The organism is Thalassospira povalilytica (assembly GCF_002844235.1).
GTDB lineage: Bacteria > Pseudomonadota > Alphaproteobacteria > Rhodospirillales > Thalassospiraceae > Thalassospira > Thalassospira povalilytica.
This window is the reverse complement of sequence record NZ_PGTS01000002.1, coordinates 678,612-697,234: the sequence shown is the minus strand read 5'-3', so window position 1 is coordinate 697,234 and position 18,623 is coordinate 678,612. Positions and strand designations below refer to the sequence as shown.

The following is an 18,623-nucleotide window of genomic DNA, read 5'->3' as shown; positions in this document are numbered from 1 at the left end:
AATGTCAAAAGTGCATCCAACCGCCGTTGTCGAAGATGGCGCGCAGATTGGTCAGGATGTCGAAATCGGGCCGTATTGCGTTATTGGTCCGAATGTTGTCTTGGGTGACCGTGTCAAATTGCACAGCCATGTTGCGATGGCCGGGCACACGACCCTTGGCGAGGAATGCGAAGTCTATCCGTTTGCTTCGGTCGGTCATGCGCCGCAGGACTTGAAGTTCAAGGGCGAGCAAAGCCGCCTTATCGTCGGAAAACGCACGAAAATTCGCGAAGGTGCGACCCTCAATCCCGGTACCGAAGGTGGCGGGATGGAGACCACCATCGGCGATGACTGCCTTCTGATGACCGGGGCCCATGTCGGGCATGATTGTCACGTTGGAAATCATTGCATTCTGGTCAATAACGGCACTTTGGCCGGGCATGTTGTGGTTGAAGATTTCGCGATTGTTGGCGGATTGTCGGCCGTTCATCAGTTTGTGCGCATTGGCAAACACGCCATGATTGGTGGCATGACCGGTGTCGAAAGCGATGTGATCCCTTATGGGTCGGTGATCGGTAACCGTGCTTATCTGTCGGGCCTGAACATTGTCGGCCTGAAACGGCGCGGATTTGATCGTGAAACCATCCATTCCCTGCGCAAGGCATACCGTTTGCTGTTTGCCCAGGAAGGGACGCTGGCCGAGCGCGTAGAAGAAGTTGCCAAAGACTTCGAAGGCGTTGGTCCGGTGATGGAAATCATCAACTTCCTCAAAGCGGAAAGCATGCGTTCCGTGTGTACGCCGAAATATGACAGCTCCGCAGGATAATCCGCTACCGAAACTGGGGATTATTGCTGGGGGCGGGGCGCTTCCGGCCCGCTTGGCTTCTGCTGCGCAGACGGCCGGGCGGGCTGTTTTCGTTGTGAAACTTGACCGCCATGCCGATGACCCCGAACTCGACCAATATCCAGGAATCACGGCAAGACTGGGGGCTGCTGCCAGGATTCTGGACGCCATGCGTGACAATGCTTGTCAGGATGTCGTCCTTGCCGGCAAGGTCGCCCGTCCAAGTTTTACGGCCATTCGGCCTGATTGGCGCGCGGCCAAGCTTTTGATGAAAGTCGGCATGAAGGCGCTGGGCGATGACGGATTGCTGCGTCTGGTCGGTCAGGAGCTTGAACGCGAGGGCTTTCGACTGGTTGGTGCGCACGAAATTCTGAAAGATCTTGCTGTTTCAGAAGGCGTTCTTGGCACCATCAAACCTGATGATCAGGCATTAAGCGACGCCAGACATGGCTTGCGGGTTGCCCGGATCCTTGGTCAGGCGGACGTCGGGCAGGGATGTGTCGTGCAACAGGGGCTTGTTCTGGCACTCGAAGCGATCGAGGGCACGGATGAAATGGTGCGTCGATCAGCCAATTATCGTCGTGACGGCGTTGGCGGAGTTCTGATCAAATCATCCAAACCCCAGCAGGACAAACGCCTGGATCTTCCGGCCATCGGTCTGACGACGGTGGAAGAAGCCCACAAGGCAGGCCTGCGTGGTATTGCGCTTCTGGCTGGTGGGACAATGATCATTGACCGGTCGGCTGTGATTGAACGTGCGGACAGGCTCGGGATGTTTGTCATCGGCATCCGTCCGGAACATGACGGGGACCCCGAAAATGATTGATGATGCCCCGGCAACCGGGCCTAAAATCATGCTTGTTGCGGGCGAGGCATCCGGTGATCAGCTGGGCGGGCGTCTGATGGCGGCAATTAAACGTCAGGAACCGGAAGCCCGTTTCATCGGCGTCGGTGGCCCGCGCATGGAAAGCGAGGGCCTTAAAAGCCTTTTTCCGATGAATGAGATGTCCGTCATGGGACTGACCGAGGTCGTGCCCCATATTCCGCATCTGCTTAAACGGATATCGCAAACGGCGGAATTTGCCAAAATACAAAGGCCCGACGCCGTCGTAACCATAGATGCCCCGGATTTCAGTTTTCGCGTTGGTAAAAAACTGAAAGGCAAAGGCATTCCCCTGATCCATTATGTCGCACCATCGGTGTGGGCCTGGCGTGAGGGACGGGCAAAGAAGATTGCCGGATTTCTGGACCATCTTCTCGCGCTATTGCCGTTTGAACCGCCATACTTTGAAAAAGAAGGTCTTCCAACCACCTTTATCGGCCACTCAGCGGTCGAAGAGCGTCATGACGGCAATGCTGAACGGTTTCGGGCCAAACACGATCTGGACGCGGATAAACGGCTTTTGGCGGTATTGCCCGGCAGCCGCAATTCCGAGGTAAAGCGTCTGTTGCCGATTTTCCGAGAGGTCATCGACGCCATCGCTGCAAAATATCCCGATACCCGCATTGTCGTGCCGACGGTCAGCAAGGTGGCGCAAACGGTAACCGACGAAATGCAAGACTGGCCGTTATCGCCGATTGTCGTTACGACCGATCAGGAACGGCATGATGCGTTTGCGGCGGCCAATTGTGCCCTTGCCGCATCGGGCACGGTATCGCTGGAGCTGGCGATTGCCGGTGTGCCGCATGTCATTGCCTATCAGGTCAATGCGATTACGGGCTGGATCGCCAAACGCCTGATCAAGATTGACACCGTCACCATTGTCAATCTTGTCCTGGGGCGGAAATTGATCCCCGAGTTTCTTCAAGACAAATGCCGGGCAAAGGCGATTTTGCCTGCGCTGGAAGATTTGCTGAATGCGACCCCGGCATATGAGGAGCAAAAGGCCGGATTTGACGAGGCATGCCAGATGCTTGGTTTCGGGGATCGCGCGCCCAGCGAAAAAGCAGCCGAACAAATTCTGGCAATTATCGCTAAAAAATAATGGCTAACGACTGGCATCGGTCGTGAAATGCATTTAGTTTCAGGTCATTGATCAATCCATGACGGAGACATTGCTATGCGTTATTTGCACACGATGGTGCGTGTCGAAAATGTCGATGAATCGCTGAAATTCTATTGCGATCTACTTGGCATGAAAGAGACCCGCCGTATCGAGAGCGAGCAGGGGCGTTTCACCCTGATCTATCTGGCTCCGCCGGCTGATATCGAAAGTGCCAAGGCAACCAAGGCCCCGGAACTCGAACTGACCTATAACTGGGATCCGGAAAGCTATACCGGTGGGCGTAATTTCGGCCATCTCGCCTATGAGGTCGATGACATCTATGCGACCTGTCAGAAGCTGATGGATGCCGGTGTTACCATTAACCGTCCGCCGCGTGACGGCCGCATGGCGTTTGTGCGTTCGCCTGACGGAATTTCGATCGAGTTCCTTCAGAAGGGCGGCAACCTTGAGCCGGCCGAACCATGGGTAAGCATGGAAAATACTGGCAGCTGGTAACACAGTTTATCCGGTGAACATCCAATACCTGTTCACCTGAATTGAAATGCAAAAAGGCCCGGATTTCTCCGGGCCTTTTTTTGATCTTGTTCAGATCGTCGTCGGTACGACTTAGCGTTTGTCGACCGGAACGAACGGACGTTCTGCGACGCCGGTAAACAGCTGACGCGGACGACCGATTTTCTGCGACGGATCTTCGATCATTTCTTTCCACTGGGCGATCCAGCCGACGGTACGTGCAACCGCGAACAGCACGGTGAACATGCTGACCGGGATACCCATCGCCTTGAAGATGATGCCCGAATAGAAGTCGACGTTCGGATAGAGTTTCTTCTCGATGAAGTACTCGTCTTCACGTGCAATGCGTTCGAGTTCCTGAGCAACGTCAAGCAGCGGATCGCTGATGTTGAGTTCCTTGAGAACTTCGTGGCAGGTTTCCTGCATGACTTTGGCGCGCGGATCGTAGTTTTTGTAGACGCGGTGACCAAAGCCCATCAGACGGAACGGATCGTTCTTGTCTTTTGCTTTTGCAACGAATTCCGGAATGTTTTTCACATCGCCGATTTCGTTAAGCATCACCAGAACCGCTTCGTTCGCACCGCCGTGTGCCGGGCCCCACAAGGACGCGATACCAGCAGCAATACAAGCGAACGGGTTCGCACCCGAAGAACCGGCAAGACGCACGGTCGAAGTCGAAGCATTCTGTTCGTGGTCGGCATGCAGGATCAGGATACGATCCATTGCCTTGGCCAGAACCGGATTGACTTCGTATTCTTCGCACGGGTTGCCAAACATCATCTGAAGGAAGTTTTCAGCAAAGCCCAGCTTGTTGTTCGGATAACGGAACGGCTGACCGATCGAATACTTGTATGCCATCGCTGCGATGGTCGGCATTTTCGCAATCAGGCGATAAGCCGAGATCAGACGCTGCTGCGGATCATTGATGTCGGTGCTGTCATGATAGAAAGCAGACATTGCGCCAACGACACCGCACATGATGGCCATCGGATGCGCGTCACGGCGGAAGCCGTTATAGAAATTGCGCATCTGCTCATGCACCATGGTGTGCATGGTGATGTCGTTTTCGAACTGTGCCTTCTGGGTGGCGTTCGGGAGTTCCCCGTACAGCAACAGATGGCAGACTTCCAGGAAGTCGGAGTTTTCTGCAAGATCGTCAATCGCATAACCACGGTGGCGCAGGATCCCTACGTCGCCGTCAATATAGGTCAGCTCGGACTGGCAGGAGCCGGTCGAAGTGAAGCCCGGATCATAGGTAAAATATCCAGTTTCAGCGTACAGCTTGCGAATGTCGATAACAGACGGGCCTACGCTACCCTCAATCACCGGCATCTCGAACGACTTGCCAGTGGCATTGTCGGTCAGTGTTACGGTGTGGGAAGTCTTGGAATTCTGAGCCATGACTTATTTTTCCTTCCCTGTTTGAACGAACACGGTTTCAAGTTGGGTGCAGCATAATGCTGCGGCGCATTAAGCGCAAACAGACTATTAGTTTTTTATAATTCGCTGTTGTTATGCATCGAAATGTCGAATGCGTTTCAGCGTTTGCTCTTTGCCAAGCACGATCATTACTTCGAAGATGCCTGGTGAAGAATTGGAACCGGTAAGCACCGCCCGCAAGGGCTGCGCAACTTTTCCGAGTTTAAGATCAAGTTTCTCGGCAGTTGCACGAACACATGCGTCAACGTTCTCTTCGGTCCAGCTTTCAAGCGCTTCAAGACTGTTGGCCAATTCTGCAAACAGACCTTCAGGTGCGCTATCGATCAGGGACTGAGCTTTCTCGTTAACGGACAATACGCCGTCAGTAACATAGAAGGCCGAAGATTCGGCGAGCTCGATAAGTGTCTTGGCCCTTTCTTTAAGGCCTGACATGCCATTGATCAAGATTTCTTTTTGCGCTGCATCAATTGCATCGGTTCCAATAATGGCCGCAACCCGTTGGGAAATCTCGTCTACAAGCCGTTTATCGTCGGCCTGACGCATGTAAATGCCGTTAAGGTTTGTCAGCTTCGCAAAGTCGAAACGTGCCGCACCCTTGCCAACATCCTTGATGTCGAACCATTCGATGGCCTGTTCCTGGGAAATGACTTCATCATCGCCATGACCCCAGCCCAGACGCAGGAGATAGTTGTTCACGGCTTCCGGCAGGAAACCCATCTCGTCGCGATAGGAATCAACACCCAGCGCACCATGACGTTTCGACAGTTTCGCACCATCCGGCCCGTGAATAAGCGGAATATGGGCAAAGGTCGGAACATCCCAGCCCATGGCGTCATAAAGCGCCTTCTGGCGGAACGCGTTGGTCAGGTGATCGTCACCGCGAATGACGTTGGTAACGCCCATATCATGGTCATCAACAACAACCGAAAGCATATAGGTCGGGGTGCCGTCGCCACGCAGAATGACATAATCGTCAAGCTGTTCATTTGCGACACGGACTTCGCCTTGGACCTGATCATTGATCACGGCGTCGCCATCCTGCGGCGCCTTGAGACGCACGACAGGTTTTACACCTCCCGGGGCTTCTGACGGATCGCGATCACGCCAGGTGCCGTCATATTTCATCGGGCGACCTTCGGCGCGGGCCTTTTCACGCATCGCGGTCAGTTCTTCGGGCGTGCAATAGCAATAATATGCTTTGCCGGCATCCAGCAATTGTTGTGCAACTTCGGCATGGCGGTCGCGACGGGCGAACTGGAAGGTCGGTTCATCGTCTGCGGTCAGGCCAAGCCAGTTGAGCCCGTCAAAAATGGCTTCGACGGCCTCGGGCGTTGAACGTTCGCGATCGGTATCTTCAATACGCAGCAAGAATTTGCCGCCGGTGTGTTTGGCATAAAGCCAGTTGTAAAGGGCGGTGCGTGCGCCGCCGATGTGTAAAAACCCGGTCGGAGACGGGGCAAAACGGGTAACAACCGTCATTCAATCTATCCGCTATCTGGATGTTGTCGCTTGTCGTATGGACTTTTGGCGTGCAGGCTATAGCACAAATGACACGCTGTTGCACCACAGCCGATGTTAGATAGAAACTAAGCTTAAGGCGGGCTATTGGACATTCGTCGTAATACTTTTACAAGAAGTATTAAAAAACAAAGGCTTGTGGGGTTTTTCTCGCAAGTCATATTTGTTGTTACAAGCCAAAGAAATAAATGGTTTCTGTCCTCTGTTATCTTCTTTGGGTTGGGATGTGCCCTTTATTTCTTGCTTCCTGCGCGCATTTCCGTTGCAGAGATTTCAGTTGCCGTGATTCTTTCGGTCTGCGCGTTCTGGATGGTTCGCAGCAAAGCCTGGCTGGCCTTTTTGATGCAACTGATGGCCAGTATCACGGCAGGTTGTCTGATCAGTGCCCTGCATACGGAACTGGGACCGGAAAATATCCCGACCAGAACCCTTTATTCGACCGAAATCACCGGAACTGTCATCGGTATTGAACCCCGCGGCAGTCGAATGCGCGTTACCCTTGATCCGACAAATATTCAGGGTCTTTCCGATGATCAGATCGGCTGGAATGTCCGGCTTAGTTTTCTCGGTGACAGTGCGCTTTCGATCGGCGATGAGGTGCGCGTAAAGGCACGGCTGTTTCCACTGCGCCCGCCGTCGGTTCCCGGTGATCCCGATTTCGCGCGCAACCTTTATTTCAGCCAGATCGGCGCAACCGGGTTTGCATTCGGTCGCCAGTTCGAAGTGTTGAGCGAGAAGGATGCATATGAAAACAAAGGGATAAGGGCCGTCGTTGAACACCTGCGTCAGAAAATATCCAACGTGATCAATCGATATGTAACCGCGCCCGAGGCCGGGATTGCCAAAGCATTGATCATCGGTGAACGCGGCGATGTCACTGCTGAAATTGCCGAGGATCTGAGAAAGTCCGGGCTGGCCCATCTTTTGGCGATTTCCGGATTGCATATGGGGTTACTGTGCGGAACCGTTTTCTTTCTGGTGCGTCTGGGGTTGGCTGCGATACCGGGGATCGCATTGCGCTATCCGGTCAAAAAATGGGCGGCACTCGCGGCCGCCGGGGCGGGGTTCATTTATCTCGGATTGTCGGGGGCAACAGTGCCGACGCAGCGGGCCTTTGTGATGTTGCTGGTGGTATGGATTGCCCTGTTGCTTGATCGCCGTGCCATATCTTTACGGCTGGTGGGGGTGGCCGCACTGGTTGTTCTGGTGTTAAGGCCCGATGCGGTACTTGGTGCCAGTTTTCAACTTTCCTTTGCTGCTGTCGGGGCACTTGTTGCCTTTTATGACGGGCCCGGGCGTCGTTGGCTTGACCACCATGGCGGACGTCCGTGGCATGAACGTCTTGTGGTCTATATGGCGGGACTTTTGATCACCAGTGTCATTGTGACGGTTGTGACGGCACCGATTATCGGGTTTCATTTCGGGCGGATATCGGTGCTTGGCATTGTAGCCAATCTGGTTGCCATTCCGATAATGGCATTCTGGGGGATGCCGTTAATTGTCCTGACGCTGGCATTGATGCCATTCGGGTTGGCGGGCGGTGTGCTTGCGCTGATGGCGCCCGGATTGACTGTTCTGATCAAAACAGCATCCCTTGTCGCCGCCCAGGAATGGGGGTTGTGGTATGTGGCCGGGCTCGGTGATGTGGCAACCGCCTGTTTGTTGCTGGCAATAGCGTGGGCCGTGATCTGGCGCAATCTGGTTGCCCTTGTGGTGTCCGGGCCGCTTTTGATCATTGCCATCATTGCGCAGTTGGCCCACGAAACACCGGATGTTCTTGTATCGGGCGATCAGGAAAGCTGGGCTGTTTATGACAGGGAACAGGAAATCCTGCATGTGGCCGACGGGCTTGGTGATTTCCAAAAATCCCTGTGGATGAGCCGTTTTGGCATCCGTCCGGAAGATGAAGCCACAAGAATAAGCCATTGTAAAAGCGATCCGTGTCTTGTGCTCACTGGCGCTGGTGATAAGGAAACTAGGACCATTGTCGCAACCAGTCTGGCCAATCCGTTCTATGCCTGTCGCAATGCCGATCTTGTGATTACGCTAAAAAATGATTTGCCAATCCGGGCCTGTCGCCAGGCCGGGGCGCGGGTGATGATTGATGATGACGTCTTGTGGTGGCAGGGCGGTGTGGCCCTTGATACGGCCAAGCTTGATCAGGGAAGGTCGTCATTTGAAACCGTGCGGGCAATATCCGGTCACTGGCCATGGATCGTGATTGGCGGCAAAGCTGCTCCATCGCAACGGTAATCAGTTGCCGTACGTGGACCGGGTTGCCTGATGTAGGGGTTCGATCGGGCTGGATGCACTGATCCCGAATACAGAAAATCGCCCGTGTGAAAATCACAGCGGGCGATTTTGTGTGTGTAGTTGTCGGTGGCTTAATACTGGCGCAGCAACCCGACCAGACGGCCCTGAATGCGCACGCGATCCGGTGACAGGGCGCGCGTCTCATACCGGGCATTGGCCGGTTCCAGAAGAACCTCACCGCGCCCGCGTTTAAGTCGCTTAAGGGTCGCTTCGCTGTCATCGACAAGGGCAACGACAATCGTGCCGTCATGGGCCTGCTCGCACCGCTGGATCAGAACGGTATCACCATCGAGGATGCCGGCCTCGACCATGGAATCACCCGATACTTCAAGTGCATAATGATCGCCTGATCCCAAAAGGGCAGCGGGCACCTGAACCATGGTGCTTTGATCACGCAATGCCTCGATCGGGGTACCCGCAGCAATTCGCCCATAAAGCGGAAGCGAAATGGCTTCGCCGGTTTCGGCAAAGGCCGTGGGCACGGTTGCCGGACGATGGGGAGCTTTGCGCGCACTGGCAATGGATGTGACGTTGTTCGGGGTTTCGGGGGTGTCATCGTCGCTGTTTTCCGGAAGCCGGATGACTTCCAGGGCACGGGCGCGATGCGCAAGACGGCGGATAAAACCGCGTTCCTCAAGTCCGGTAATCAGACGATGAATCCCCGATTTGGATTTAAGGTTCAGGGCCTCTTTCATTTCATCGAAAGAGGGCGAGATACCGTGATCGCGAAGGTAATTGTCAATATAGACCAGCAACTCATATTGCTTGCGCGTCAGCATGATATTTCCCGAACCTGTAGAAAGAACAAAAAGGATACATAAATGTTCTACTTTAGTTCTTTTGTCGGGTCAAGCGCATCGGACCAAAAACAACGGATTGGCCGTAATTCAGGCAATAATTGCGGGTTTTGAATGGTGGTCGCCCGCCCGCAAACACCCTAATCAGCGATGAAAGTCCCCGATTTCCCGCCTTCCTTGCGGGTGACGCGGATATCGGTAATCTGCATGGCCTTGTCGACAGCCTTGCACATGTCAAACACGGTCAAGGCGGCGACAGAGGCCGCGGTCAACGCCTCCATCTCGACACCGGTCTTGCCGGTGGTCTTGCAGGTCGCGGTGATATCGACCCCGTCAACATCATCGGCCAGTTCAAGATCAACCGTAACCGATGTCAGGGGCAGGGGATGGCAAAGCGGAATGAGGTCCGGTGTCTTTTTTGCCCCCATGATCCCGGCAAGCTGCGCGATGCCAAGAACATCACCCTTTTTGTGGCCACGATCGGCAATCAGCTTTGCCGTTTGCGCAGACATCAATACCCGCGCCTTGGCAATAGCAATGCGGGTGGTATCGGCCTTGTCCGAAATGTCCACCATCACGGCGTTGCCACCGGCATCAATATGGGAAAGCTTGTCTGTCATGTGCTTTGCCAGTCTCAGGTCAGGCCGCTAGGCCAAGAAGGTTGCGGGTTGCCGCAGTCACGTCGTCCTGACGCATCAGGCTTTCCCCAATCAGGAAGCACTGCGCACCAACCTTGGCCATGCGTGCAAGGTCTTCGGGCGTGAACAATCCGCTTTCGGCGACCAGAAGACGGTCGCTATCGACCATGCCAGCCAGTTCTTCGGTCGTGGTCAGCGAAATTTCCATGGTCTTGAGGTTACGGTTATTGACCCCGACCAGACGCGATTTCAGTTTCAGGGCACGTTCAAGTTCCGGCGCGTTGTGAACTTCGATCAGAACATCCATGCCAAGACTGTGTGCCGCGTCTTCAAGTTCGGCGGCCAGTTCGTCTTCAAGGGCTGCCATAATCAAAAGAATGCAATCAGCCCCCAAGGCGCGTGCTTCGGTGATCTGGTAGGGATCAACCATGAAATCCTTGCGCAATGCAGGAAGGTCAACAGCAGCGCGCGCCGCCACAAGATAGCTGTCATCACCCTGGAAATAGGGGACATCGGTCAGAACCGAAAGGCAGCTTGCCCCGCCAGCCTGATAGGCCTTTGCCAGTTGCGGCGGATTGAAATCGGCGCGGATCAGTCCCTTGGACGGGGATGCTTTCTTGATTTCGGCAATCAAGCCATAACGGCCATCGGCAACACTGGTTTCAAGGGCCTTGATAAAGCCGCGCGGTGCCGATTGGGCTTTGGCTTCGGCTTCAAGTGTGCCAAGGCTTTTGCGGGTCTTGCAGGCGGCAACGTGTTCGCGTTTGTCGTCGCAGATTTTCTTAAGAACGTCGCTCACGCTGCGTTTCCTTCGTTGGTAATGGTGACAAGACCCTGAAGCGTTTCTGCGGCTTTGCCACTATCAATTGCTTCGAATGCCTTTTTGATGCCATCGGCAAGATCGCTGGCAACGCCGGTCACCACAAGTGCCGCCCCGGCATTCATCAGAACGATATCGCGATAGGCATCTTTTTTCGCTGCCAGAAGGTCAAGAATGGCCTTGGCATTCACATCCGCATCGCCGCCCTTAAGGTCATCAAGCGTTGCTGTCTCAAACCCGAAATCGCCCGGGGAAATTTCAAAGGTCGTAACATTGCCGTCTTTGACTTCGGCGACAAAGGTCGGGCCCGTGGTCGAGATTTCATCAAGACCGCTGTGGCCATGAACCACCCATGCATGAACCGACCCAAGACGATTGAGCACATGGGCAACCGGTTCGACCCATTCCTTGGCAAAGACGCCAAGAACCTGGCGTTTGGTCTTTGCAGGGTTTGCAAGCGGACCCAGCAGATTAAAGATCGTGCGTGTGCCCATTTCAACGCGGGTCGGCATCACGTGACGCATCGCCGAATGGTGACGGGTCGCCATCATGAAGCACAGACCAATCTCGCCAAGGGCCTTTTCCAGCAATTTCATATCGGCATCAAGATTGACACCAAGCGCCATCAAAACATCAGCTGAACCCGATTTCGACGATGCCGCGCGGTTGCCGTGTTTGGCAACAGTCGCACCTGCGGCGGCGGCAACAATCGCCGCACCGGTTGAAATATTGAAGGTGCCGCTGCCATCACCACCTGTGCCACAGGTATCAACCGCATTTTCCGGGGCAATGATGCCGGTGGCCTTTTCACGCATGACACGTGCTGCCCCGGTAATTTCGTCAACGGTTTCGCCCCGAATGCGCAACCCCATCAGGAAAGCCCCCATTTGCGACGGGGTTGCCTGACCCGACATCAGCACGTTAAAGGCCTGTTCGGCCATGCTTTCGGTCAGCTTTTCACCATCTGCGACTTTGGCCAGAATTGGCTTCAGATCATTATCAGTCGACATTCGGGTTTCCTCGGTTTGCGGTCCGGTGCGGTTTCAGGCGCCGGTAAAGTCGATAAAATTCTTTAACAATGCGTGGCCATGTTCCGATGCGATGCTTTCGGGATGGAACTGAACGCCATGTATCTGATGGGTTTTGTGTCGAACGCCCATGATCAGACCATCCGCGCTTTCGGCCGTGATTTCAAGACTGTCAGGCAAAGTTTCGCGTTCAATCACCAAAGAATGATAACGCGTTGCTTCAAACGGGCTTGGAAGACCGGCAAAGACGCTGGCCCCTGAATGGTTCATGGCATCGGTTTTGCCATGCATGCATTCGGGGGCGCGAACAACCTTGCCGCCAAAAGCCTGCCCGATGGATTGATGGCCAAGGCACACGCCCAGAAGTTTGACCTGGCCGGCTGCTTCCCTGATCAGATCAAGACAGATACCTGCGCGTTCCGGATCACAGGGGCCAGGTGAAATCACAATGCCTTCGGGCTTGAGAGCAAGCGCATCTTTAACGGAAATCTCATCATTGCGGCGCACTTCGACCTCGGGGCCGAGTTCGCGCAGATAATGCCACAAATTGAATGTGAAGCTGTCGTAATTATCGATGAGGAGATACATCGGAAAAGGCGCCTGTGCACATGAAGGTCGGCAGAGAATAAACGCCCTTGCCGCTACGTCAAGCGGAAGCAGGGTAAGGGTTTTTTCCTACAGCCGGTTGTTGTCGCCCGCCCATAAAGGATCTCTTAACCCGGTGCTAACCAGCACCGATTTAAAACATCCCGACAATATCCGACATGATCGGTCTATAATCACCATATGGGAAGGAGCTGCGAGGTCATCTTCGCAGAGCCTACGAGCGACCCAGAAAACGATACTGGAGACCACCGCGTGGCACGCCGGGCAACGACCGCCAAACGAAAAAAGGCGGCACCCAAAAAATCCAACCGCAAAAAAGCTGCACCGAAAAAGAAATCGGGTGGCATTGGCCGCCTGATGCTGGGGGGTGCCTTTGTTGCGGGAACGCTGTCGGCCATTATTGCCGTTGGCAGCATGCTTGAACTTGACCGCGCGTCCGACGAGTTCGGCCGTGCATCCGATCAGCGTGCACCCGACTATACACTTGCGGCACCCGAAACAAAGCCGATGCTGCGCAAGGATTATCAGCTTCCCGACACACCGCCCACGGGCATTCAGGGACGCACAGGCTATCTGATTGATGAAAACGGGCGCCAGACGGCAAATCAGACCAAAAATCAGGGGCAGGGTGGGCAAAACCTGTCCGATTTCGTCGAAAACCCGAAACCAGACTCCAAAACATCGGTCTTGCCTGGTGAAAGCGGTACGGATAGCCCGGCGCTGACAACTGCTACGCCGACAGACAATTCTGTGCCCTGGCGCAAATTTGCGGCCCTTGCCCCCGATGCCGGGCAGAAACCGGTCATTGCAATCGTGATTGATGATGCCGGTCTGGACCAGCCGCGCACCGCGCGCACGGTCAAACTGCCCGGACCGATCACGATTTCCTATTTGCCCTATGCTCGCGATTTGCAGCCGCAAGTCAATGCCGCACGCACTGCCGGGCACGAGGTCATGCTTCACATGCCGATGGAGCCGTCATCTGCTGCGGTGGATCCGGGGCCGCACGCGCTGCTTGCGACCTATGATCGTCAAAAAATCCTCAGTGAAATGAACTGGATGCTTGACCGGTTTGACGGTTATGTCGGTGTGAACAACCATATGGGCAGCAAATTCACATCCGATCCGGAACGGATGCAGATCGTGATGGAAGTCATGAAGTCGCGCGGATTGATGTTCCTTGATTCGCGTACAAGCGCCACATCGGTAGGCTATTCGACCGCCAACAAATTCGGCGTTCCCGCCATCACACGCGACGTTTTCATCGATGATGCGGATGATGCGGAAAAAATCGCAGAAATGCTGGCGCGTACCGAACGTGTAGCAGCCAAACAGGGATATGCGATTGCCATTGGTCATCCCCGTGACCTGACGATCAGTGCCCTTCAAAAATGGATACCCGAAATCGAAGCACGCGGCTTTGTGCTTGTACCGGTCACGGATATCTTGCGCCGGTCATCACAAAGCGTAACCGGTTAGTTCAATATTCTGAAAAATGCAGGCATTAAAAGGGCCGCAAATGATTGCGGCCCTTTGGTGTGTTATCAGTTTGGATATTACGCAAACCGGTATGCTTCGCGGGCCGCGGCCATCAATGCACCGGCCTTGTTGCGGCATTCCTTGTGTTCAAGTTCCGGTTTGCTGTCGACGACAATCCCCGCACCGGCCTGAATATGGATTTTCTCGTCCTTGATGACGGCGGTACGCAGAGCGATACAGGTATCCATTGACCCGTCAGCCGAAATATAGCCGATACACCCGGCATAAATACCGCGCCGTACCGATTCCAGTTCATCAATGATTTCCATGGCCCGAACTTTGGGGGCACCCGATACGGTTCCGGCCGGGAACCCGGCCTTGAGCGCATCCATGGCGTCATATTTCGTTTCGTCAATCTGACCGACGACATTGGAAACGATATGCATGACGTGGGAATAATATTCGATCTGTTCGCGATCCGTGACGCGCACGGTGCCCGGTTTTGATACCCGCCCGACATCATTGCGACCAAGATCAAGCAACATCAGATGCTCGGATCGTTCTTTCGGATCATCCAGAAGGTCCTGGGCCATGACCTTGTCATCTTCTGGCGTTTTGCCGCGCCGGCGTGTTCCGGCAATCGGGCGAATGGTGACTTCGCCGTCGCGCAGCCGCACCAGAATTTCCGGGCTGGCGCCGACCACCTGGAAACCACCAATATCAAGATAGAACATGAAAGGTGACGGGTTGATCCGGCGCAGCGCACGATAAAACGCAAAAGGCGGCAACTGATAGGGCAGCGTATAGCGTTGCGACAGCACCACCTGAAAAATATCGCCAGCCCGGATATATTCCTTGGCCTTGTCGACCATGTCGTAAAATCCGGCTTCATCCACGCTGACCTTCGGATCGGGCAGGGTATCGGGCACGGATTTGGAACGGCGATCGATGAACAGATTGCGCTGGAACTGCATGACTACGTCATTGAGCCGCGCACAGGCGAGATCATAAGCCGCATTGGCATCAATGCCGTCCTCCGGGCGGACCGGGGTGACGACGGTTACGGTATCTTCGATGGTGTCAAAGCTTGCCGTGACGGTCGGGCGAATGAAAATGCCATCAGGTACGCCAAGTTCATCCTTGTTGCTGTCTGGCAGCTTTTCCATCAGACGCACTGTGTCATAGCCCATATAGCCAACCAGACCGGCACTCATTGGCGGCAGATTGTCGGGCAGCTCGATATGGCTTTCGGCAATCAGCTTTTTCAGGCTTTCAAGCGGGGCTTCGGCTTCGTCAACGAAGGCGTCGGCATTGGCCATTGCACGGCGGTTGAGTTCGGCCTTGTGGCCAAAACACCGCCAGATCAGGTCGGGTTTAAGGCCCAGAAACGAATACCGACCGCGAACAGCGCCGCCTTCAACAGATTCAAGCAAATAGGTGTTGGGCATACCTTCGGCGATCTTGAGGAAAGCCGAAACCGGCGTATCCAGATCTGCTGTCAACGCAGTCCAGAGAACCTGCGAGACGCCGTTATCGTAATTTTGCTTGAAGCTGTTGAAATCCGGTTTGATTTCCATGGTCTATCCAAATGTTGGTCTTGGTCGTAAATGTCATAAAAGAAAAAGGGCGACCGGATCAACCGGTCGCCCTTTTGTGTGGCTGTCAGTTTGCAGCGGACGGGGCGTAAAGCCCGTTGATCACGCTGTTATTGACCGTGACCGAGATTTCATCACGCAGATAGTCAAGATACTGTGACAGGATATCTTCATTGATCGCCTGTTTGAGTTCATCATTGACCGGCTGGGCATCTGCGGTTTCGACATTGGCTTGCTTGATTTCGTCAAGACGCACAACCAGAACGTCTTCACCGGTCTGGATTGCCTTGGCCTTGCCGTCTTCAAGCGTGAAGAGGGCAGCTGCAACCGCCGGATTGACATCAGCGCCAAGGCCCTGTCCGGTCCGCTTGGTCAGGCCGCTTTCCTTGACCGATGCGCCATTTTCCGATGCAACTGCTGAAAGGTCGGTACCAGATGTGTTGACTCTGTTGGCAAGTTCTTCGGCCTTGGCAACCATCAGTTTCTGGCGTTCTTCGGACTTCCAGGCGGCAATGACATCTTCGCGGACATCTTCAAACGGGCGCAGTGCCGACGGCGTTACATTTTCGACGCGGACAACATAACGGGTGCCCGATGCGGTTTCTTCAAGGAAGCTTTCCTCGCCGTTTTCAAGCTCGAAGATCTTTTCATTGATCTCGTCAGCCCCGTCGATGTTTTCGCCAGCAAGACCTTCGCCGCGGACAATGCCGTTAAGCTTGTAGGTCTTTGCACCGACATCGCGTGCAGCGTCTTCGATCGGGGTGCCAGCACCCAGTTCCTCGTCGAAATTGGCAGCCAGATCATAGATCGCGTCTTCGGCCTTGAACTGTTTGATACCGTCGACAATCTCGTCGCGGACTTCGTCAAGCGACTGAACGCTGCCCGGCGTTACCGACGTCACACGCAGGATATGCCAGCCAAGCGCCGTTTCAACTGGTTCGGAGAAACCGCCTTCGGGCAGGGCAAAGGTCGCGGCACTCAGGTCAGGCAAGATGTCTTTGGCGGTGAATTCGCCAAGCTTGACCATCGACTCATCCATGCCGGCTTCCTTGGCCGTTTCCATGAAATCGGCACCGCCCTGAAGGCTTTTGTAAGCTTCGCGTGCGGACTGTTCATCACCCGGCGCAAACAGGATTTGCTCGACAACGCGCTTTTCCGGGGTCTGGAATTCTGCTTCGCGCTGCTTGTAGGACTCCGCGATTTCGTCTTCGGTAACAGTGACCGTCGCAATCAGGTCCGCAGCACTCAGCGTTGCAAGCGTTACGTCACGGCTTTCCGGTGCCGTGAACTGCGCTGCATTGTCTTCGTGGAATTTGCGAAGGGTGGCGTCATCTGCAACGGCGATATCATCGAACTCTGCACCATTCAGGGCAAAGAACGAACCGCGACGCTGTTCATTACGATAGGCAACAATCTGCTTTGCCAGCATTTCAGGAACAGCCGCAGTGCCGGTCAGGCTGCCGACAACCTGCTGGCTCATCAGATCACCACGAACACCTTCGATGAATTCCTGTTCGGTGTAGCCCGCAGTGTAAAGAGCCTGAAGGAAACGGTCGCGGCTGAACTGGCCGGTGGTCGGGTCCTTGAAGTTGTCCGACGCAAAGATGGTATCGCGGACTTTATCGTCGCTGATACCGATCCCCATATCCTTGGCGTCTTCACGCAGCACCTTCTGCGAGACAAGCGACTGAACCGTATTGTTCAGAAGACCCATCTGGACAGCCTGTTGCTGGTTGAAATTCGGGCCGAATACATTTCGCATATTCTGCACGCTGCGCTGGAAGGCGCGTTCCAGTTCGACCGGGGTGATCTTCTGGCTGCCGATTTCGGCAACTTCACGCGATGTGCCAAGATTCAGCATCGATGCGTTCAGGCCCCAGATAACGAAGCTCAGTGCAATCACGCCAAAGATCACTTTGGCAAAGATTGATTTCGAAAATGTGCGAATGCCAGCAAGCATATGATAAGCCTAACAATTCGTGGTTTGGTGTCGATATAATGTATCGACAGCTTTTAATTATGATCGCCCAGGGACGCAAATCCCGACGAAATTGCCGGGCATCTTAATGGCGAGAGGTAACAGCGGCAACAGCCGATTGCATAGAAGATCATTGCAATTCCAAACGAAATGCATGAACGCGTGTTTTCCGGGACTTGGCCCGGTGCGGTGGACATGCTAAAAGCCGCTTCGAAATTGATCCTGTAACAATTCGTAACGATTGCCATTGATGCAATATCGAATTGTTATCAAAGGAATTTATCTGAAATCGACCAGCACGAGGTAGCTTCCCATGACCCAACGCCGTCCCCTGATCGCCGGAAACTGGAAAATGAACTGCTTGCGTGCGGATGGTCTCGCGCTGGCATCCGGACTTGCTGCAAAGGCATCCGAAAAGGGAACTCTGGGCTGCGATATTCTTGTTTGTCCGCCTGCGACACTGCTGTCTGATGTGGTTGGCGTCACCAAGGATAGTGCAGTTGGCGTTGGTGGTCAGGATTGCCACGCAGCCGTATCAGGTGCGCATACCGGTGACATTGCCGCACCCATGCTGGCCGATATCGGTGCTGGGTATGTTCTGGTCGGTCATTCGGAACGTCGTGCTGATCATGGTGAAAGTTCGACCGATATCCGCCGCAAGGCCATCGCGGCACATGATGCCGATCTGGTTGCTGTTGTTTGTGTTGGCGAGACCGAACAGGAACGCGATCTTGGTGCGACCCTGTCTGTTGTAAACGGGCAGGTGGCTGTTTCGGTTCCAGACGGGGCAACCGCAAAGAATACCGTGATCGCCTATGAGCCGGTCTGGGCAATCGGAACCGGACGTACCGCAAGTGTTGCCGAAGTCGCCGAAGTTCACACCGCGATCCGGGCCGAGCTTGTCAAACGCTTTGCCGATGGTAACGAATTCCGGATTCTTTATGGTGGTTCGGTCAAGCCGTCCAATGCGGCGGAATTGCTTGCCCTTGAAGATGTCGATGGCGCGCTTGTCGGCGGGGCGAGCCTCAAGCTTGAAGATTTTTGGAAAATTATTGAAACTTGCGCCTAG

16 protein-coding genes are annotated in these 18,623 nt (G+C 54.5%); 7 read left to right on the top strand and 9 right to left on the bottom strand.

The features are described from left to right. Nucleotide 1: 1 nt before the first annotated feature. The 4 genes from lpxA to CU041_RS07525 all read left to right on the top strand — a co-directional run bounded on the left by lpxA (nucleotide 2) and on the right by CU041_RS07525 (nucleotide 3,324). The gene (gene lpxA / locus CU041_RS07540) at nucleotides 2-805 is read left to right on the top strand and encodes an acyl-ACP--UDP-N-acetylglucosamine O-acyltransferase (protein ID WP_101246314.1); all 804 of its coding nucleotides are present in this window, start codon (nucleotides 2-4) and stop codon (nucleotides 803-805) included. Continuing rightward, nucleotides 786-1,649 (top strand): LpxI family protein, encoded by an 864-nt coding sequence (locus CU041_RS07535; protein WP_101246313.1) that lies wholly within the window; start codon nucleotides 786-788, stop codon nucleotides 1,647-1,649. Before lpxA ends, CU041_RS07535 begins: the two co-directional genes overlap by 20 nt. After that, nucleotides 1,642-2,808: a lipid-A-disaccharide synthase gene (gene lpxB / locus CU041_RS07530; RefSeq protein WP_101246465.1), complete on the top strand. Its 1,167-nt coding sequence runs from the start codon at nucleotides 1,642-1,644 to the stop codon at nucleotides 2,806-2,808. Before CU041_RS07535 ends, lpxB begins: the two co-directional genes overlap by 8 nt. A 75-nt stretch (nucleotides 2,809-2,883) precedes the next feature. Next, nucleotides 2,884-3,324 (top strand): VOC family protein, encoded by a 441-nt coding sequence (locus CU041_RS07525; RefSeq protein ID WP_068518945.1) that lies wholly within the window; start codon nucleotides 2,884-2,886, stop codon nucleotides 3,322-3,324. 111 nt (nucleotides 3,325-3,435) lie between these two features. Here CU041_RS07525 and CU041_RS07520 read toward each other — a convergent pair whose 3' ends face one another. Further along, nucleotides 3,436-4,743 (bottom strand): citrate synthase, encoded by a 1,308-nt coding sequence (locus CU041_RS07520; protein ID WP_068518946.1) that lies wholly within the window; start codon nucleotides 4,741-4,743, stop codon nucleotides 3,436-3,438. Nucleotides 4,744-4,854: 111 nt separating this feature from the next. Further along, nucleotides 4,855-6,261: a glutamate--tRNA ligase gene (gene gltX / locus CU041_RS07515; protein ID WP_101246312.1), complete on the bottom strand. Its 1,407-nt coding sequence runs from the start codon at nucleotides 6,259-6,261 to the stop codon at nucleotides 4,855-4,857. Between the two features lie 321 nt (nucleotides 6,262-6,582). On the opposite strand from gltX, the gene CU041_RS07510 reads away from it, so the two are divergent. After that, complete coding sequence (locus CU041_RS07510) at nucleotides 6,583-8,553, top strand: ComEC/Rec2 family competence protein (RefSeq protein WP_233433035.1); 1,971 nt, start codon at nucleotides 6,583-6,585, stop codon at nucleotides 8,551-8,553. A 131-nt stretch (nucleotides 8,554-8,684) separates the two neighbouring features. Here CU041_RS07510 and lexA read toward each other — a convergent pair whose 3' ends face one another. From lexA to CU041_RS07485, 5 genes are all read right to left on the bottom strand, one after another. Then, nucleotides 8,685-9,392, bottom strand: a complete 708-nt coding sequence (gene lexA / locus CU041_RS07505) for a transcriptional repressor LexA (RefSeq protein ID WP_101246310.1) — start codon at nucleotides 9,390-9,392, stop codon at nucleotides 8,685-8,687. 158 nt (nucleotides 9,393-9,550) lie between these two features. Continuing rightward, a complete protein-coding gene (gene moaC / locus CU041_RS07500; RefSeq protein ID WP_068518950.1) occupies nucleotides 9,551-10,030 on the bottom strand; it encodes a cyclic pyranopterin monophosphate synthase MoaC in 480 nt (159 codons plus the stop codon). Between the two features lie 19 nt (nucleotides 10,031-10,049). Further along, the gene (gene trpC / locus CU041_RS07495) at nucleotides 10,050-10,847 is read right to left on the bottom strand and encodes an indole-3-glycerol phosphate synthase TrpC (protein WP_101246309.1); all 798 of its coding nucleotides are present in this window, start codon (nucleotides 10,845-10,847) and stop codon (nucleotides 10,050-10,052) included. Further along, nucleotides 10,844-11,878, bottom strand: a complete 1,035-nt coding sequence (gene trpD, locus CU041_RS07490; RefSeq protein ID WP_101246308.1) for an anthranilate phosphoribosyltransferase — start codon at nucleotides 11,876-11,878, stop codon at nucleotides 10,844-10,846. Before trpD ends, trpC begins: the two co-directional genes overlap by 4 nt. Before the next feature lie 33 nt (nucleotides 11,879-11,911). Continuing rightward, nucleotides 11,912-12,484: an anthranilate synthase component II gene (locus CU041_RS07485; protein ID WP_068518953.1), complete on the bottom strand. Its 573-nt coding sequence runs from the start codon at nucleotides 12,482-12,484 to the stop codon at nucleotides 11,912-11,914. Between the two features lie 270 nt (nucleotides 12,485-12,754). Here CU041_RS07485 and CU041_RS07480 point away from each other — a divergent pair, with 270 nt between their 5' ends. Further along, nucleotides 12,755-13,981 carry a divergent polysaccharide deacetylase family protein gene (locus CU041_RS07480; RefSeq protein ID WP_101246307.1) on the top strand — a complete coding sequence of 409 codons (1,227 nt, stop codon included), beginning with the start codon at nucleotides 12,755-12,757 and terminating at the stop codon, nucleotides 13,979-13,981. Nucleotides 13,982-14,058: 77 nt separating this feature from the next. Here the strand turns inward: CU041_RS07480 and trpE are convergent, their stop codons facing one another. Beyond that, nucleotides 14,059-15,558, bottom strand: coding sequence for an anthranilate synthase component I (gene trpE / locus CU041_RS07475; protein ID WP_101246306.1), 1,500 nt, complete (start codon nucleotides 15,556-15,558; stop codon nucleotides 14,059-14,061). A gap of 85 nt (nucleotides 15,559-15,643) precedes the next feature. Next, complete coding sequence (locus tag CU041_RS07470; protein ID WP_101246305.1) at nucleotides 15,644-17,536, bottom strand: peptidyl-prolyl cis-trans isomerase; 1,893 nt, start codon at nucleotides 17,534-17,536, stop codon at nucleotides 15,644-15,646. 331 nt (nucleotides 17,537-17,867) lie between these two features. Here CU041_RS07470 and tpiA point away from each other — a divergent pair, with 331 nt between their 5' ends. Beyond that, entirely contained in the window at nucleotides 17,868-18,623 is a 756-nt protein-coding gene (gene tpiA / locus CU041_RS07465; RefSeq protein ID WP_101246304.1) for a triose-phosphate isomerase, read from the top strand.

Coding starts and splice junctions, on each gene's coding strand:
- lpxA (WP_101246314.1), top strand. CDS start 2: ATGTCAAAAGTGCATCCAACCGCCGTTGTCGAAGATGGCGCGCAGATT.
- CU041_RS07535 (WP_101246313.1), top strand. CDS start 786: ATGACAGCTCCGCAGGATAATCCGCTACCGAAACTGGGGATTATTGCT.
- lpxB (WP_101246465.1), top strand. CDS start 1,642: ATGATTGATGATGCCCCGGCAACCGGGCCTAAAATCATGCTTGTTGCG.
- CU041_RS07525 (WP_068518945.1), top strand. CDS start 2,884: ATGCGTTATTTGCACACGATGGTGCGTGTCGAAAATGTCGATGAATCG.
- CU041_RS07520 (WP_068518946.1), bottom strand. CDS start 4,743: ATGGCTCAGAATTCCAAGACTTCCCACACCGTAACACTGACCGACAAT.
- gltX (WP_101246312.1), bottom strand. CDS start 6,261: ATGACGGTTGTTACCCGTTTTGCCCCGTCTCCGACCGGGTTTTTACAC.
- lexA (WP_101246310.1), bottom strand. CDS start 9,392: ATGCTGACGCGCAAGCAATATGAGTTGCTGGTCTATATTGACAATTAC.
- moaC (WP_068518950.1), bottom strand. CDS start 10,030: ATGACAGACAAGCTTTCCCATATTGATGCCGGTGGCAACGCCGTGATG.
- trpD (WP_101246308.1), bottom strand. CDS start 11,878: ATGTCGACTGATAATGATCTGAAGCCAATTCTGGCCAAAGTCGCAGAT.
- CU041_RS07485 (WP_068518953.1), bottom strand. CDS start 12,484: ATGTATCTCCTCATCGATAATTACGACAGCTTCACATTCAATTTGTGG.
- trpE (WP_101246306.1), bottom strand. CDS start 15,558: ATGGAAATCAAACCGGATTTCAACAGCTTCAAGCAAAATTACGATAAC.
- CU041_RS07470 (WP_101246305.1), bottom strand. CDS start 17,536: ATGCTTGCTGGCATTCGCACATTTTCGAAATCAATCTTTGCCAAAGTG.
- tpiA (WP_101246304.1), top strand. CDS start 17,868: ATGACCCAACGCCGTCCCCTGATCGCCGGAAACTGGAAAATGAACTGC.